The sequence below is a fragment of the Pseudomonas sp. Pseusp15 genome, from assembly GCF_059492165.1.
In genome coordinates, this window is the sequence record NZ_CP168523.1 from 3,673,478 (window position 1) to 3,689,316 (window position 15,839).

A 15,839-nucleotide genomic window follows, 5' to 3' on the forward strand; every position below is an offset into this window, starting at 1 on the left:
CGACTTCGCACAAGGCCTAAAGAAAAAACCGCACGCCATGATGGCAGTGCGGTTTTTCCATGACAGCGAGCGACGACTAAAAACTATTACGCCTGATGGCTGGTAACGTAGTCGATTGCTGCTTGTACAGTAGTGATCTTTTCAGCTTCTTCGTCAGGGATTTCGGTCTCGAATTCCTCTTCCAGAGCCATCACCAGCTCAACGGTGTCAAGGGAGTCGGCACCCAGGTCTTCAACGAAGGAAGCGGTGTTGACCACTTCTTCTTCTTTAACGCCCAGTTGCTCAGCAACGATTTTCTTGACGCGCTCTTCGATGGTGCTCATACCTTGTTTTCACTCCTAATGGACAAATTCAGGCAGCTGGCCAGTGGGTAAGTGTATAGAAAGACTTTTCAGTTTTTCAACTGAAAGCTTCACTCCTCAAACCCTGCGGCCCTCTGCCGATAAAATAGATTGCAGCTTTATAACGGATTTTAGACAGCTCGTATGACATTTTTTTGAAGCAATCCGTCACATTTAACTCATGTACATCCCGCCGTTCACCGGGATTGTAGCCCCAGTAACGTAAGCCGCACCGTCGGACGCAAGAAAAGCGACCACAGATGCGATCTCTTGAGCTTGCCCCAGACGACCCAGCGGAATTTGCGTCTGCAAGGCTTCACGCTGCGCATCGGGCAGTTCGCGGGTCATATCGGTGTCGATGAACCCTGGGGCCACCGAGTTTACCGTAATCGAACGCGAACCGACTTCACGCGCCAGCGCACGGCTGAAACCTTCCAGACCGGCCTTGGCGGCTGCGTAGTTTACTTGGCCTGCGTTGCCCATGGCACCCACAACCGAGCCAATACTGATAATTCGTCCCCAACGGGCTTTGGTCATACCGCGCAAAACGCCCTTGGACAGGCGGAACAGACTGTTCAAGTTGGTGTCGACAACGTCATGCCATTCGTCATCTTTCATGCGCATCATCAGGTTATCGCGGGTGATACCGGCATTATTGACCAGGATCGCCGGCGCACCGAACTGTTCCTGAATGCTCGCCAGCACGGCCGCTACGGACTCGTCGCTGGTGACATTGAGTTCCAGGCCAGTACCCTGAATACCGTTTTCTTTCAGAGTGGCGGCGATACGCTCGGCACCCGTTGCGGAGGTCGCTGTGCCAACAACGATGGCACCCTGACGACCCAGCTCCAGAGCAATAGCCTGGCCGATACCACGGCTGGCACCGGTGACCAGTGCAACTTTACCTTGCAGACTCATGCAAGCTTCTCCTTGATCAGACCAGCGCTGCACGGGCGGCAGCGAAAGCATCTGGGGTATTGAGGTTAGAGGTCGACACGCCTTCAGCGCAACGTTTGTTCAGACCGGCCAGGACCTTGCCCGGACCGCACTCGACCAGTTGGGTTGCACCCTTGGCAGCCAGCGCCTGGACCGATTCGACCCAGCGCACAGGCTTGTAAAGCTGCTCAAGCAGATCGCGCTTGAGGGTTTCCAGATCGGCTGGTACGTCGGCACTGACGTTCTGCACTACCGGAATCTGCGGCGCCTGCCAGTCGATCGCTGCGATCGACTCAGCGAATCGCTCGGCGGCCGGACGCATCAACTCGCAGTGGGACGGCACGCTGACCGGCAACGGCATGGCGCGCTTGGCACCACGCGCCTTGCAGCCTTCGATGGCGCGTTCGACCGCAGCCTTGGCGCCGGCAATCACTACCTGGCCCGGCGAGTTGAAGTTGACTGCGCTGACCACTTCACCTTGCGCCGCTTCGGCGCAGGCTGCCAGCACATCAGCATCGTCCAGACCGAGGATAGCGGCCATGCCGCCCTGCCCGGCCGGAACGGCCTCCTGCATCAATTGACCGCGACGCTCTACCAGCTTCACCGCGGCGCCCAGGCTCAGGCTGCCCGCAGCCACCAGGGCGCTGTATTCACCCAGGCTGTGACCGGCAACGTAAGCCGGACGCGCGCCGCCTTCAGCCAGCCACAGACGCCACAAGGCGATCGAGGCAGTCAGAATGGCCGGTTGGGTTTTATCGGTTTGATTGAGTAGTTCTTCCGGCCCTTGCTGGGTCAGCGCCCACAGGTCGTAACCCAGAGCATCGGAAGCTTCTTTGAATGTTTCAAGGACCACTGGGTGTTGCGCGCCCAACTCGGCCAGCATGCCGAGGGACTGCGAACCCTGTCCTGGAAAGACGAATGCGAGGGAAGCAGACATGTAACAAGCCCCTAATGATCTTGTCGTCGGAGAATTGACGTCCCGCCAGGGGAACGCAAGAAACTGACAGTTGGATGGCTCATTGAACTGAGCGGTCACATTTAAGCATTGTCTGACGAAAACGCCTAAGGCAACAAATCTTCCAGGCGCCCATGAAGACGTTCCGGCAAGTTTTCCTGGATCTCGATCAAGGCGCGCTGAATCGCACTCTGGAAGCCCTGAACCCCCGCCGAACCATGACTTTTCACGACAATTCCCTGCAAACCGAGAAAACTTGCGCCGTTATGGCGTGCCGGCGCCAGCTCGGCCTGCAAGCGCTTCATCAGCGGCAGCGCCAGTGCGCCTACCAGTTTCGACGCGAAATTTTTCTTGAACTGGGCCTCGATGCGCCCGGCGATCATGGTCGCCAGGCCTTCGCTGGATTTGAGCAGGATATTGCCGACAAAGCCGTCACACACCACCACATCCGCCTCGCCACGGTACAAACCGTCGCCCTCGACAAACCCGATGTAGTTCAGGCCACGCGCATTTTGCAGCAGGGTCGCCGCCAGCTTGACTTGCTGATTACCCTTGATGTCTTCGGTGCCGATGTTCAGCAACGCGACCCGTGGACGAACGACGCCCAGGGCTTGCGCCGCCACAGACCCCATCACCGCAAACTGCAACAGATGCTCGGCACTGCAATCGACATTGGCGCCCAGATCGAGCAACTGGCAGAAACCTTTCTCGGTCGGAATGGCGGCGACCATGGCCGGCCGATCGATCCCCGGCAAGGTTTTGAGCACAAACCGCGACAACGCCATCAGCGCACCGGTATTGCCGGCACTGACGCACGCCTGGACCTTGCCATCACGCAACAACTCCAGCGCCACGCGCATCGACGAATCAGGCTTGCCGCGCAGGGCCTGGGCAGGCTTTTCGTCCATGGTGATGACTTCGGACGCCGGCACAATCGACAGGCGCGAGCGATCCGCTGCCGATTGGCCAGCGATCAGTTCTTCAAGTAGGGAGGGTTGACCGACAAGGGTCAGGTGCAGCGAGGGCGTAGCTGACAGACAAGCAAGGCTGGCCTGAACAATGCTGCGGGGACCGAAGTCCCCGCCCATTGCGTCAATCGCGATGACTTGAGCGGACAAGGATTACTCGTCAGCGCCCTTGTCGATCACTTTACGGCCACGGTATACGCCTTCTGGCGATACGTGGTGACGCAGGTGAACTTCACCGGTGGTTTTTTCTACAGACAGGGTGCTAGCCTCGAGAGCATCGTGCGAACGACGCATGTCACGGGCAGAGCGGGATTTTTTGTTCTGCTGAACAGCCATAATTGATTAACTCCTAAACGTTTGGGTCACGCTTTAACTGCGCCAATACACTGAACGGGTTGGACCGCGTTACCTCGTCCTCGCTCGGTTCGGGCTCATCTGCTCCCGCCGGCTGCTGGCATTCTTCCGGATGATGAGCAGGCACAATGGGCAAGGCGAGCAGAAGCTCCTCCTCGATCAGTGACTGCAGATCCAATGGATCTTCGCCCAGTTCCAGCACGTCATAACCTTTCGGCAACGACTGGGTATTCGCACCCTCCTTCACCACAGCATAACTGCATTCGCTATGGATCGGCAGGGTGACCAGCTCAAGACAACGCTGGCAAACCATTTTGACTTCGGTGTCGATAAAGCTGTGGATTACCACAGACTTACGTTCATCTCGTTCAAAAACGAATTTAGCCTGCACCGTACCGACATTGTCGGAAAGCGGGTCGCAGAGTCTCTCCAAATCGGCCAGCAGCATTTCACCTTGAAGGGTGGTGCCACGGTCAGCCAATTTGCGCGGGTCAACGTGAGGTGGAATCGGGTCATTCAACATAGGCGCAGCATTATAGGGATGCCCCCAGCCATGTCAAAGGAAATTCAGCCCTGTCCGCCACTTGAGCCTGCGTTAGAATTCGCCCCTTGCCCTTTGGAGATGCGCATGCTGCCTTTATTACTCGCTTCAAGCTCGGTTTATCGCCGGGAATTGCTGGCCCGCCTGCAGCTGCCGTTTACTTGCAGCTCGCCGGATATTGACGAAAGCCATCGCCCGAACGAGTCAGCCATCGAACTGGTAAAGCGCCTCGCCGAAGAAAAAGCCCGGGCACTTACCGCCAGCCATCCTGCTCACCTGATCATCGGCTCGGACCAGGTCGCGGTACTTGGCCAGCGAATTATCGGCAAGCCACACAGCTTCGAAAAGGCCCGCGAACAACTGCTCGCATCGAGCGGTGCCAGTGTGACATTCCTCACCGGGCTGGCATTGCTCAACAGCCAGACCGGCCACTGCCAGGTCGACTGCGTGCCGTTTACCGTGCACATGCGCGCACTCGACGCAGCACGCATCGAACGCTACCTGCACGCCGAGCAGCCCTACGACTGCGCTGGCAGCTTCAAGGCTGAAGGATTAGGGGTGAGCCTGTTTCAAAGCACCGAAGGCCCTGACGCCACCAGCCTGATCGGCCTGCCACTGATTCGCCTGGTTGACATGTTACTGGCTGAAGGCGTGCAAATACCCTGAACCGCTGCGCGCGCACAAAAAAACCGGCCACACAGGCCGGTTTTTTATGCAGACAACGATCAGCGCAACGCCGACCCCTGGAAGCCCATCCACATCGCCAAATGCTCAGCCACGCTGGCACCGAGCTTTTTCGAGAAGCGATCAAACGGCGACTCCTCGATAGTGAAGTCCACCAGCTCTTTCTCGCCAATCACGTCACGCGCCACCGAACTGGCACTGCCCAGACCATCAATCAAGCCCAGCGGCAGCGCCTGCTCACCGGACCAGACCAGCCCGGAGAACAGCTCCGGATGATCTTTGTCCTTGAGACGATCGCCACGCCCCTTCTTGACGCTACTGATGAACTGCTGATGAGTGGTGTCGAGCACACCCTGCCAGAACTGAGTTTCTTCAGGCTTCTGCGGCTGGAACGGATCGAGGAATGATTTGTGCTCGCCAGAGGTGTAGGTACGACGCTCGACACCCAATTTTTCCATGGTGCCGACAAAACCGTAACCGGCCGCGGTCACACCAATGGAACCCACCAGGCTCGCCTTGTCGGCATAGATCTGATCTGCCGCACTGGCAATGTAATAGGCACCGGAAGCTCCCAGATCCGAGATCACCGCGTAAACCTTGGTATCCGGATGCAAGCCGCGCAAACGACGAATCTCGTCATAGACATAACCCGACTGCACCGGACTGCCGCCCGGACTGTTGATCCGCAGGATCACACCCTTGACCTTATTGTCCTCGAAGGCTTTACGCAGACTGCCTACGATATTATCGGCACTCGCCGGTTCTTTGTCTGCGATCATGCCGGTTATATCGATCAGCGCCGTGTAAGCGGAACCGCGAGTGGCGCTTTTTTCCATATCCATCAGCGGCGAGAACAAGAACAACGCAAGCAACAGATATGCAAAGGTCAGCAGCTTGAAGAAAATCCCCCAGCGACGGGATCGGCGATGCTCCTGCACACTGGCCAGCAGGGTCTTTTCCAGCAGCTTCCAGCTTTTTTCGTCACCGCTCTCCGCGCTCGCCTTGGCGGGTGCTTTCCATTCGTCGGTCATGACATTTACCCCTGCAAAAAACCGTTATGCCCGCTGACTCAGCCAGGCGCGCAATTCTGAAAAACGATCAATGGACAGCCGCGGTTCGAACTGCTGCAACGCCTCAATCGATTGAGCGCCATAGCTGACCGCCACCGAATCCATGCCGGCGTTGCGCGCCATCTGCAGATCGAAGGACGAATCCCCGACCATCAGCGCCTGCTCCGGACGAACCTCGCAATGGGCGAGAATCTGCTCAAGCATCAACGGATGGGGCTTGCTGGCCGTTTCATCGGCTGCGCGAGTGACATCAAAATAATCTTCCCAACCGTGAGCTTTCAGCACCCGGTCCAGCCCGCGCCGAGCCTTGCCGGTGGCAACCGCCAGGTGATAGCCGTCAGCACGAAACGCCTCCATCGACTCAAGCACGCCCTCGAACAACGGCGAAGGAACAGCCTCTGCCGCGATGTAGTGCTCCGCATAATAGTCACGGAAAGCCATAAGCTCGCCATCGCCGATCTCGGGATACAAAGTCCGAATCGCCTCCGGCAACCCGAGACCGATAATGCCTTTGACCGCAAAATCATCGCGCAACGGGAAGCCAGAGCGCCTGGACGCCACGTGCATCGCCTCGACAATCCGACCAATGGAGTCTGCGAGCGTGCCGTCCCAATCGAAAATCAGCAGTTTGTAATCAGATGGGCGCACTCAATCGCTCCACGGTTTTGGCCCACATCTCGTCGACCGGCGCCTGCAACTTCAGCTCGCCGCCATCAGGCAGCGGCACGGTCAGCATGTAGGCATGCAGGAATAGACGCTTGCCGCCCAGGTCACGAATTTCCTTGCTGAAATCTTCATCGCCGTACTTGGTGTCGCCGGCGATGCAATGCCCGGCATGCAAAGTATGGACGCGAATCTGGTGAGTGCGACCGGTGATCGGCTTGGCTTCGACCATGGTGGCAAAGTCACCGAAGCGGCGCAGCACCTTGAACACGGTAAGAGCCTCCTTGCCTTCTTCGTCGACTTCGACCATGCGCTCGCCGGAGCGCAGATTGCTCTTTTGCAACGGCGCACGGACTTGTTTGATCGAGGTCGCCCAGTTGCCGCGCACCAGCGCCATATAGCGCTTGTCGACGCCATCACCGCGCAATGCGGCGTGCAAGTGACGCAACATGCTGCGCTTTTTGGCGATCATCAGCAGGCCGGACGTGTCCCGGTCGAGGCGGTGAACCAACTCGAGCTCTTTTGCATCAGGACGTAACTGACGAAAGGCTTCGATGACGCCGTAATTCAAGCCGCTGCCGCCGTGAACCGCGATGCCAGCGGGCTTGTTGATCACGATCAGCGCCTTGTCTTCATAGACAATCGAGGCCTCGAGCCGCTGCAGCAGCCCCTGCGCCAGTGGCACGGGCTCGTCGCGCTCGGGCACGCGAACCGGCGGCACGCGCACGATGTCGCCCGCCTGCAGCTTGTATTCGGGCTTGATCCGACCTTTGTTCACCCGCACTTCGCCTTTACGCAAAATGCGGTAAATCAAGGTCTTGGGCACGCCTTTGAGCCGAGCGAGAAGGAAGTTATCAATACGTTGGCCGGCATATTCCGGCGAGACCTCAAGCAGTTGTACGCCTGGGGTCGAAGGGGCAGTAGTCGTCATGGTGCGGATGATAACAATTTTTTATGGAATTGAAGCACTTAATCATTGCTGCTATAGTCGCGAACGCCGCCAAAAGTGGCCTGGACAGCGGACTAACGGTCAAAAACCGGCCCTGACCAACGCAATTCACGAGGACGAGAGGCCGTCCTACGGGGCTTTCGCTACGTAACGGCAGAGTTTGCAGTTGTAACAAGCGCAGGTGACATAAGGCCTGAATCATGCCGCAAAGCAGAGTTTTCACTCGCCTTCCGAGCAAATATTCACGGCCAGTTCACAAAGTGCAGTCAGCTGCAAACGACCCCGAGCGAACGCTTCGGAAACAACGCCTAAATTAGCCATGATGCGTGACCTCCCCTTTCGGAGCTCACGGTAAATGCCAACCCGCTGCGGATTCTGCGCGCGGCAGCACCCGAATTATCAGGGATACGTGTAGGGTGGAGATGCACAACCGCTGGACTGTGTAGCAATAGGCTTTATCAAGACGCTTCATCTCGTCCACAGCCGCCGGTTGATTCCTCCTCCTGACTGAGTGCTTAAGTAGCCACAGCAAGCAGGACGCGTACGTCGCGATACCGGCCCAATTGGTCGGACATCGCTGGACACGGGAATGGCCAACCGCTCCCGACGCACCTGACACCGACCGTGAGAAGTCGTGTGTGCCGAACGCCGTTTCCGGCAGCCCGGAAACCGACGGTACTACATGAAAAGAATGCTGATTAACGCGACTCAACCTGAAGAGTTGCGTGTTGCACTGGTAGATGGCCAACGCCTCTACGACCTGGACATCGAATCCGGTGCACGCGAGCAGAAGAAGGCCAACATCTATAAAGGCCGGATTACTCGCATCGAACCAAGCCTTGAGGCTGCCTTTGTCGATTTCGGCTCTGAGCGCCACGGCTTCCTGCCCCTCAAAGAAATCTCCCGCGAATACTTCAAGAAAACTCCCGAAGGCCGCGTCAACATCAAGGACGTCCTGAGCGAAGGCCAGGAAGTCATCGTTCAAGTCGAAAAAGAAGAACGTGGCAACAAGGGCGCCGCCCTGACCACCTTCATCAGCCTGGCCGGTCGTTACCTGGTTCTGATGCCGAACAACCCGCGTGCCGGCGGTATCTCCCGTCGCATCGAAGGTGAAGAGCGCAACGAACTGCGTGAAGCCCTCAACGGCCTGGTTGCACCGGCCGACATGGGTCTGATCGTTCGCACTGCCGGCCTTGGCCGCAGCAGCGAAGAAATGCAGTGGGACCTCGACTACCTGCTGCAACTCTGGACCGCCATCAAAGAAGCCTCGCTGGACCGCGCCGCGCCGTTCCTGATCTACCAGGAAAGCAACGTGATCATCCGCGCCATCCGCGATTACCTGCGCCAGGACATCGGCGAAGTGCTGATCGACAGCGTTGAAGCCCAGGACGAAGCCCTGACCTTCATTCGCCAGGTGATGCCGCAGTACGCCAGCAAGATCAAGCTGTACGAAGACAGCGTTCCGCTGTTCAACCGCTTCCAGATCGAAAGCCAGATCGAAACCGCCTTCCAGCGCGTCGTCGAACTGCCTTCCGGCGGCTCCATCGTCATCGATCCGACCGAAGCCCTGGTGTCCATCGACATCAACTCGGCGCGCGCCACCAAAGGCAGCGACATCGAAGAAACCGCTCTGCAGACCAACCTTGAAGCCGCCGAAGAAATCGCCCGTCAGTTGCGCTTGCGCGACATCGGCGGCCTGATCGTCATCGACTTCATCGACATGACCCCTGCCAAGAACCAGCGCGCCGTGGAAGAGAAAGTCCGCGAATGCCTGGAAGCCGACCGCGCCCGCGTGCAAGTCGGTCGCATCTCGCGCTTCGGCCTGCTGGAAATGTCCCGTCAGCGCCTGCGTCCATCGCTGGGCGAAAGCAGCGGCATCGTTTGCCCGCGTTGCAACGGCACCGGCATCATCCGTGACGTTGAATCGCTGTCGCTGGCGATCCTGCGCCTGATCGAAGAAGAAGCCCTGAAAGACCGCACCGCCGAAGTTCGCGCACAAGTGCCGATCCCGGTGGCGGCGTTCCTGCTCAACGAAAAACGCAACTCGATCACCAAGATCGAACTGCGCACCCGCGCCCGCATCGTCATTCTGCCGAACGATCACCTCGAAACGCCGCACTTCGAAGTTCAGCGTCTGCGTGATGACAGCCCGGAAGCCAGCATCAACCAGTCCAGCTACGAGATCGCTGCTGCCGCTGCGGAAGTCGAAGAAGTCCAGCCAGCCGCCGCGACCCGCACCCTGGTTCGCCAGGAAGCCGCAGTCAAGACTGCACCGGCTCGCGCCAATGCTCCGGTGCCGACCGAAGTCGTCGCCGCTCCAGTAGCTGCACCGGTTGCCGCGCCTGAGCCAAGCCTGTTCAAGGGCCTGGTGAAGTCGCTGATCAGCCTGTTCGCGACCAAGGAAGAGCCAGTTGCGCCGGTCGTGGTTGAAAAACCAGCGACTACCGAGCGCCCTGCCCGCAACGAAGAGCGTCGCAACGGTCGTCAGCAGAGCCGCAACCGTAACGGTCGCCGCGATGAAGAGCGCAAGCCTCGTGAGGAACGTGCACCGCGTGAAGAGCGCGCTCCACGTGAGCCACGCGAAGAGCGTCAACCACGCGAAGCCCGCGAAGAAACGCCAGCAGTCGCCCGCGAAGAACGCGCTCCACGTGCCCCTCGTGAAGAACGTGCACCGCGCGCACCGCGTGAAGATCGCAAGCCACGTGGCGATCGTGAAGAACGTCCGGTTCGTGAACTGCGTGAGCCTCTGGATGCCGCTCCGGCCGCCGCTGCCACCGCTGAAGAGCGTCCGGCCCGTCAGCCACGCGAAGAGCGCGCTCCACGCCCACCGCGTGAAGAACGTCAACCACGCACCGAGCAAGCCGCTGCTGCCGCTGCTGCCGCTGCCGAAGAAGAGCTGCCAACCAACGAAGAGCAACTGCAGGAAGATGGTCAGGAAGTCGCCGAAGGCGATCGTCCACGCCGCCGCTCCCGTGGCCAGCGTCGTCGCAGCAACCGTCGTGAGCGTCAGCGCGATGCCAATGGCAACGTGATCGAAGGTTCGGAAGAGTCCGAATCCACTGAAAACGCCGAAGCGCCAAGCGCTGCCGATCTGGCCGCCGGCCTGGCTGTTACCGCAGCCGTTGCCAGCACCGTGATCAGCGCACCTGCTGAAGCACAAGCCAACGAGCAAGCCGAACGCGCTACTGCTGCCACTCTGGAAACCGCTCCGGTTGAAGCGCCAGTGGTTGAAGCGAGCACGCCGGTGGAAGTCATCGCCGCTCCGGAAGTCGAAGTGGCCCCGGCTCGTGAAGCGCGGCCTGAAGTTGAAGCTGCCGCCGAACCAGTGGTTGCTGCAGAACCTGTCGTTGAAGCACCAGTGGCTGAACCGACACGCGAAGTTCGCGAAGTTCGTGAAGAACAAACCACGTTCAACTGGGTTGCCGAGCCACCTGTAGCCGTCGAAGCTCCAGCACCAGTCGCTGAGGCTCCGGTTGCTGAAGCCCCAGCGGCTGAAAGCATGACCTCCGAGCCAGTGGTTGCGGCTGCCGAGCCTGCTCCGCTGCTTGAAGCACCGGTGGTTGCCGAAACAGCACCCGTGGTCGAAGCCGCTCCTGTCAGCGCTCTGACCCCAAGTGGCCGTGCGCCGAACGACCCGCGTGAAGTACGTCGTCGCAAGCGTGAAGCCGAGCGTCTGCAGAAGGAAGCCGAACTGGCTGCCGCTGCTGCTCCGGCCGCTGCCGAGCCAGCACCGGTTGTTGCTGAAGTCGTCGAGGCAGCCCCTGCCCCGGCCGCTGAAGTGCCTGCCGAGCCGGTTGAATCCGTGATCGACGAAGCACCGCGCTCCGTTCAAGAAGCGGTAGAGCAACACGAGCAAGCCCTGGAAAAAGAGCACGAGCCTAAACCCCTCGCCTGATTCCATCGGCCACTAAAAAGCCCCGCCTGGTGATCCCAGACGGGGCTTTTTTTATGTCGGTTGCTTCGCAGGAAAACCGCGATGGCGGTGCATCAGGCGAAGACCAACCTCTCTGGTATGTCCACATCCCACAACACACCCGGATCCTCCACCGCCACCTCGACCACCCTCGCCTGCGCAAACAGTGACTTGGCGCCCTGATCGCCGGTCAGCGCCATCAATCCCGGACCGAAGCTTCGCCCGAACCCCACCGGATGCCCATATTGCCCTTCATGCACCGGCACGCTGATGGTGTCATCCGCAATGGCCGCGACGACCTGCTCAATGCTCGACGGCAGGATAAACGGCATATCCCCCAGCATGATCAGCCAGCCACCGAGGTGCGAACAGGCCGCCACACCCGCCGCAATGCTGTCGCCCAGGCCGGTCGTCTCGATTCGCACAATCTCGCAACCATAAGCCTGCGCCATGCGAATCACTTGCGGGCGGTCCGCGGTGGTGACCAGCACACGCTTCTCGAGTGTGGCTGGCAGATTCACCAGCACCTGCTCGATCATTGAGTGCACGGTGATGCCATCACGGGCGGTGCAGTCCACCAGCAACTTGTCCTTATCGTCACCCGCTACCTGTCGAAACCGGCTGCCCTGCCCGGCGGCTAGAACGATAACGCCAATGGAGTCACTCATACGCCCTCCTGCAACGGCCTCTTCTGCTTGAGCTCGATGCCGTTCTTGATCGCCACAATCTCGGCCAGCAGCGACAAGGCGATTTCCGCCGGAGTATGGCTGCCGATGTGCAAGCCGATCGGGCCGTGCAAGCGTTCGATGGCCTGTTGGGACAAGCCTAGCTGAGCCAGGTTGTCCCGGCGCTTCTGACTGTTGACTCGCGAACCCAGCGCACCGACATAAAATGCCCTGGAATCCAGGGCCGTGAGCAGCGCCATGTCATCCAGGCGCGGATCGTGGGTGAGCGCGACGATGGCGGTGCGTTCGTCGGTCTGGATGGTCAGCACTGCTTCGTCGGGCATGCCCGGAACGAAGCGACCGTGTTGTTCTTCCCAGCCGTAGACGAACTCGGTGCGCGGATCGCAGATCAGCACTTCGAAATCCAGCAACCGTGCCATCTCGGCGACATACCGCGATAGCTGCCCCGCGCCGATCAACAACAATCGCCAACGCGGGCCGTAAATGGCGCGCAGTGTGTTGCCATCAAAACTCAGCACATCGTGCTTGTTCGCCGGCTGCAGAACCACTTCACCGGTCGCAATATCCAGCGAGCGCGCAACAATTTCATGCGCCTCGCAGCGCGCCAGCAACTGGGCGACCCACGCCGGATCGCCGACGCGCTCCTCGGTCAGGCGCAACGTGCCGCCGCAGGGCAAACCAAACCGCGCGGCCTCCTCACGAGTGACGCCATAAGTAATCAACTGCACCGGAGGCCCATCGGCCGGGATACGGCCATCGTGCAGCCGGGCAATCAGGTCATCCTCGACACAGCCACCGGACACCGAGCCAATCACTACGCCATCGCCACGCAAGGCGAGCATGGCGCCAGGTGCCCGGGGCGCGGTACCCCAGGTCTGAACCACGCTGTACAACATCACCCGCTGACCGGCGCGGCGCCATTCCAGCACGCTGCGCAGGACGTTCAGATCGACGCTATCCATCAGGCGTCAGCCTTCTGCCAGCCTTGCAGCTGATAGCGAACCGGCAAGTCACGGATGCGCTTGCCGGTGGCCGCGAAGATCGCGTTGCACAGCGCTGGCGCAATCGGCGGCACGCCCGGCTCACCGACCCCGCCCAACGGTACATTGCCCGGTGGCGTGACCAGGTGCACGGCGACTTCCTTCGGTGCCAGGGACATGCGCGCCACTTCGTACATGTGGAAGTTGTCCTGCTGGACCTTGCCGTCCTTGAAGCTGATTTCCCCCAGCACCGCGTTGCCCAGGCCCATGACGCAGGCGCCTTCGAACTGCGAGCGAATTCGCTCGGGGTTGATCTGCGGGCCGCAATCCACGGCGATGTCGGCTTTGTGCACGATCAGCGTGCCATCGTCTTTGACTTCGACTTCGATCACGGCTGCCACATAAGTGACAAAGCTGTAATGCACCGCCAGGCCCAAGCCACGGCCCTTGGGTAGCTTACGCCCCCATCCGGCGGCTTTAGCGGCGGTTTCCAGCACGGTGCGCATCCGCGCGGTATCGATCGGATAACGCTCGGGGGATTCGCCGTAGTTCCACTCTTCACTCAAGGTACGCGGATCGATCTGACGGTCCGGGCCAAGCAGCTTGATCTGGTATTTGAGCGGGTCCTGGCCGGCCTTATGCGCCAGTTCATCGACAAAGCACTGAATCGCAAAGCCATGAGGGATGTTCGACACAGAGCGATACCAGCCGACCCGCGTGTGGACCGCTGCTTCAGGGTTTTCCAGGCGCACGTTGGGGATCGCATAAGCCATGTTGGTAAAACCCATGCCCAGCTCGAAAGCCGCTTCATGGTTCATCCCCGGCGCGAACAGCGCGGTGATGCTTGGCGCCACCGTGCGGTGCAGCCAGCCAGACGGCAAGCCGTCCTTGTTCAGACTGGCCTTGAGGTATTCGGCAGACACGGTGTGGAAATACGAGTGGTGGATGTCGTCTTCACGGGTCCACTGCACCCGCACCGCTTTGCCCGGGAATTCCTTGGCCAGGATCGCCGCTTCAACCACGAAGTCCGGCTTGGACTTACGACCAAAACCGCCGCCGAGCAAGGTGACGTTGAACGTGACGTTATCGAACGGAATGCCCAGGCGCTCGCCAATCCGCTCGCGGGTGACTTGCGGCGCCTGGCTTGGCGCCCAGGCCTCACACACACCGTCCTTGAAACGGGCGATGGCGACCATCGGCTCCATCGGCGATTGCGCCAGGTGCGGCAGATAGTAAGAAGCTTCAAGGGTGCTGTCGGCAGCGCTCACGGCCTGGTCGATGTTGCCGGTGTTGCGCACCACTTTGCCGGGCTTGAGCGACGCGGCTTCGAGTTCCTTGCGGTAGGTGATCGAGTCGTAACTGGCGTTGGGGCCGTCATCCCACTCGATCTTCAGCGCTTCGCGACCCTTGATCGCCGCCCAGGTGTTGCTGGCCACCACAGCCACACCGCCAAGAGGCTGGAACTCGGACGGCAATGGACGGCTTTCGATTTGCAGAACCTTGATCACCCCCGGGACTTTCATCGCAGCGCTGGCATCGAAGGATTTGACCTTGCCGCCGTAGACCGCCGGACGGGCGATGGTGGCGAAAAGCATGCCGTCGAAATGCACATCGGCGCCGTAGACCGCGCGACCGTTGACGATGTCCGCACCGTCGATGGCCTTGGTGCCTTCCTTGCCGATGTAGCGAAACTCCGACGGCTGCTTGAGCCGCAGGCTGTCGCGAGCCGGCACCGTAAGCGCACTGGCTGCTGCGGCCAACGCGCCGTAGCCCAATTCACGACCAGTCGATTTATGGATGACCTTGTGCAGTTGCGCATGGCACTCGCTGACCGGCACTTTCCATTGCGCGGCAGCAGCTTGCTCAAGCATGGTCCGCGCGGCAGCACCGCAACGGCGCATCGGCTCGTACCAATGACGCATGCTGCGCGAGCCGTCGGTGTCCTGATTGCCGAAACGTACTTCATCGCCCGGCGCCTGCTGCACTTTGACCTGTGCCCAGTCGGCGTCCAGTTCATCGGCCACTACCATGGACAGACTGGTGCGCACGCCCTGGCCCATTTCCGAACGGTTGCAAATCACCGTCACGCTGCCATCGGCGGCGATGCTGATGTAAACCTTCGGATCATCGATCCAGCCGTTGGGCATGCCGTCGGCACCGAATTTCTGCTCTTTTTCGGCGGCCAATGCATCCTGCCAGCCCCAACTGGCGGCCAGCACCAGCGCACTGGTGGCGCCCACGCCCTTGAGGAAACCGCGTCGGCTGAGATTACTCAGCGCAAAATCATTCGGTAGCTGGCTCATGCCTTGGCCTCCTTCAGGTGAGTGGATGCCTGGCGGATGGCGGTCTTGATCCGGTTGTAGGTGCCGCAACGGCAAATATTGCCGACCATCGCCTCTTCAATCTGCTCGTCGCTGGGGTTCGGGTTGGTTTTCAGCAGCGCGGTGGCCGACATGATCTGTCCACCCTGGCAATAACCGCACTGAGCCACGGCGCTGTCGAGCCAGGCTTGCTGGACGACTTTGCCCACCGGGTCTGTGTGCAGGTTGTCGATGGTGCTGACGTTCTGGCCGACCACCGAGCCGATCGGTGTGATGCAACTGCGCGCTGGCGCGCCGTCGATATGAATGGTGCAGGCGCCGCACAGGCCCATGCCGCAGCCGAATTTGGTGCCGTTGTAGCCAGCCACGTCACGGATCGCCCAGAGCAGCGGCATGTCCTCGGTGACATCGAGTTGATGATCTTGACCATTGAGTTTCAGGGTAATCATGGGCACGCCCGCATAGTTATAGAGGTTAT

Annotated in this window: 15 protein-coding genes; 2 read left to right on the forward strand and 13 right to left on the reverse strand. The window is 60.0% G+C overall.

Features of this window, described 5'->3' with window-relative positions; genetic code table 11:
* Positions 1 to 86: 86 nt before the first annotated feature.
* The 6 genes from acpP to ACEN8R_RS16700 form a co-directional block, all read right to left on the reverse strand.
* Complete coding sequence (acpP, locus tag ACEN8R_RS16675) at positions 87 to 323, reverse strand: acyl carrier protein (protein ID WP_003175607.1); 237 nt, start codon at positions 321 to 323, stop codon at positions 87 to 89.
* Between the two features lie 192 nt (positions 324 to 515).
* Entirely contained in the window at positions 516 to 1,259 is a 744-nt protein-coding gene (gene fabG / locus ACEN8R_RS16680; RefSeq protein ID WP_018926220.1) for a 3-oxoacyl-ACP reductase FabG, read from the reverse strand.
* A gap of 16 nt (positions 1,260 to 1,275) precedes the next feature.
* Complete coding sequence (fabD, locus tag ACEN8R_RS16685) at positions 1,276 to 2,214, reverse strand: ACP S-malonyltransferase (protein ID WP_026286430.1); 939 nt, start codon at positions 2,212 to 2,214, stop codon at positions 1,276 to 1,278.
* 125 nt (positions 2,215 to 2,339) lie between these two features.
* Entirely contained in the window at positions 2,340 to 3,350 is a 1,011-nt protein-coding gene (plsX, locus tag ACEN8R_RS16690; protein WP_018926222.1) for a phosphate acyltransferase PlsX, read from the reverse strand.
* A 3-nt stretch (positions 3,351 to 3,353) separates the two neighbouring features.
* Complete coding sequence (rpmF, locus tag ACEN8R_RS16695) at positions 3,354 to 3,536, reverse strand: 50S ribosomal protein L32 (RefSeq protein ID WP_003179396.1); 183 nt, start codon at positions 3,534 to 3,536, stop codon at positions 3,354 to 3,356.
* A gap of 13 nt (positions 3,537 to 3,549) precedes the next feature.
* Positions 3,550 to 4,077 carry a YceD family protein gene (locus ACEN8R_RS16700; RefSeq protein ID WP_007942001.1) on the reverse strand — a complete coding sequence of 176 codons (528 nt, stop codon included), beginning with the start codon at positions 4,075 to 4,077 and terminating at the stop codon, positions 3,550 to 3,552.
* Positions 4,078 to 4,182: 105 nt separating this feature from the next.
* Here ACEN8R_RS16700 and ACEN8R_RS16705 point away from each other — a divergent pair, with 105 nt between their 5' ends.
* On the forward strand, positions 4,183 to 4,761 hold the full coding sequence (locus ACEN8R_RS16705) for a Maf family protein (RefSeq protein ID WP_018926223.1): 579 nt from the start codon (positions 4,183 to 4,185) through the stop codon (positions 4,759 to 4,761).
* A 59-nt stretch (positions 4,762 to 4,820) separates the two neighbouring features.
* On the opposite strand, the gene sppA is transcribed toward ACEN8R_RS16705, so the two are convergent.
* The 3 genes from sppA to rluC are packed head-to-tail and all read right to left on the reverse strand — an operon-like array spanning position 4,821 to position 7,443.
* The gene (gene sppA, locus ACEN8R_RS16710; RefSeq protein WP_018926224.1) at positions 4,821 to 5,810 is read right to left on the reverse strand and encodes a signal peptide peptidase SppA; all 990 of its coding nucleotides are present in this window, start codon (positions 5,808 to 5,810) and stop codon (positions 4,821 to 4,823) included.
* A 24-nt stretch (positions 5,811 to 5,834) separates the two neighbouring features.
* Complete coding sequence (locus tag ACEN8R_RS16715; protein WP_018926225.1) at positions 5,835 to 6,497, reverse strand: HAD-IA family hydrolase; 663 nt, start codon at positions 6,495 to 6,497, stop codon at positions 5,835 to 5,837.
* Entirely contained in the window at positions 6,484 to 7,443 is a 960-nt protein-coding gene (gene rluC, locus ACEN8R_RS16720) for a 23S rRNA pseudouridine(955/2504/2580) synthase RluC (RefSeq protein WP_007941997.1), read from the reverse strand. The genes ACEN8R_RS16715 and rluC overlap by 14 nt, the downstream gene beginning before the upstream one ends.
* A gap of 700 nt (positions 7,444 to 8,143) precedes the next feature.
* On the opposite strand from rluC, the gene rne reads away from it, so the two are divergent.
* A complete protein-coding gene (gene rne, locus ACEN8R_RS16725) occupies positions 8,144 to 11,356 on the forward strand; it encodes a ribonuclease E (protein WP_026286432.1) in 3,213 nt (1,070 codons plus the stop codon).
* A gap of 92 nt (positions 11,357 to 11,448) precedes the next feature.
* Here rne and ACEN8R_RS16730 read toward each other — a convergent pair whose 3' ends face one another.
* From ACEN8R_RS16730 to ACEN8R_RS16745, 4 genes are read right to left on the reverse strand one after another with little or no spacing between them, the layout of a single operon-like run.
* Complete coding sequence (locus tag ACEN8R_RS16730; RefSeq protein WP_018926227.1) at positions 11,449 to 12,042, reverse strand: nucleotidyltransferase family protein; 594 nt, start codon at positions 12,040 to 12,042, stop codon at positions 11,449 to 11,451.
* Positions 12,039 to 13,022, reverse strand: coding sequence for an XdhC family protein (locus ACEN8R_RS16735; RefSeq protein ID WP_018926228.1), 984 nt, complete (start codon positions 13,020 to 13,022; stop codon positions 12,039 to 12,041). Before ACEN8R_RS16735 ends, ACEN8R_RS16730 begins: the two co-directional genes overlap by 4 nt.
* Positions 13,022 to 15,343 carry a xanthine dehydrogenase family protein molybdopterin-binding subunit gene (locus ACEN8R_RS16740; protein WP_018926229.1) on the reverse strand — a complete coding sequence of 774 codons (2,322 nt, stop codon included), beginning with the start codon at positions 15,341 to 15,343 and terminating at the stop codon, positions 13,022 to 13,024. The genes ACEN8R_RS16735 and ACEN8R_RS16740 overlap by 1 nt, the downstream gene beginning before the upstream one ends.
* On the reverse strand, positions 15,340 to 15,810 hold the full coding sequence (locus ACEN8R_RS16745) for a (2Fe-2S)-binding protein (RefSeq protein ID WP_018926230.1): 471 nt from the start codon (positions 15,808 to 15,810) through the stop codon (positions 15,340 to 15,342). The genes ACEN8R_RS16740 and ACEN8R_RS16745 overlap by 4 nt, the downstream gene beginning before the upstream one ends.
* Positions 15,811 to 15,839: the final 29 nt, after the last annotated feature.

Bases quoted from the DNA above. Each gene is read 5' to 3' on its own strand.
- acpP (WP_003175607.1), bottom strand. From the start codon at position 323: ATGAGCACCATCGAAGAGCGCGTCAAGAAAATCGTTGCTGAGCAACTG.
- fabG (WP_018926220.1), bottom strand. From the start codon at position 1,259: ATGAGTCTGCAAGGTAAAGTTGCACTGGTCACCGGTGCCAGCCGTGGT.
- fabD (WP_026286430.1), bottom strand. From the start codon at position 2,214: ATGTCTGCTTCCCTCGCATTCGTCTTTCCAGGACAGGGTTCGCAGTCC.
- rpmF (WP_003179396.1), bottom strand. From the start codon at position 3,536: ATGGCTGTTCAGCAGAACAAAAAATCCCGCTCTGCCCGTGACATGCGT.
- ACEN8R_RS16700 (WP_007942001.1), bottom strand. From the start codon at position 4,077: ATGTTGAATGACCCGATTCCACCTCACGTTGACCCGCGCAAATTGGCT.
- ACEN8R_RS16705 (WP_018926223.1), top strand. From the start codon at position 4,183: ATGCTGCCTTTATTACTCGCTTCAAGCTCGGTTTATCGCCGGGAATTG.
- sppA (WP_018926224.1), bottom strand. From the start codon at position 5,810: ATGACCGACGAATGGAAAGCACCCGCCAAGGCGAGCGCGGAGAGCGGT.
- rluC (WP_007941997.1), bottom strand. From the start codon at position 7,443: ATGACGACTACTGCCCCTTCGACCCCAGGCGTACAACTGCTTGAGGTC.
- rne (WP_026286432.1), top strand. From the start codon at position 8,144: ATGAAAAGAATGCTGATTAACGCGACTCAACCTGAAGAGTTGCGTGTT.
- ACEN8R_RS16730 (WP_018926227.1), bottom strand. From the start codon at position 12,042: ATGAGTGACTCCATTGGCGTTATCGTTCTAGCCGCCGGGCAGGGCAGC.
- ACEN8R_RS16735 (WP_018926228.1), bottom strand. From the start codon at position 13,022: ATGGATAGCGTCGATCTGAACGTCCTGCGCAGCGTGCTGGAATGGCGC.
- ACEN8R_RS16740 (WP_018926229.1), bottom strand. From the start codon at position 15,343: ATGAGCCAGCTACCGAATGATTTTGCGCTGAGTAATCTCAGCCGACGC.
- ACEN8R_RS16745 (WP_018926230.1), bottom strand. From the start codon at position 15,810: ATGATTACCCTGAAACTCAATGGTCAAGATCATCAACTCGATGTCACC.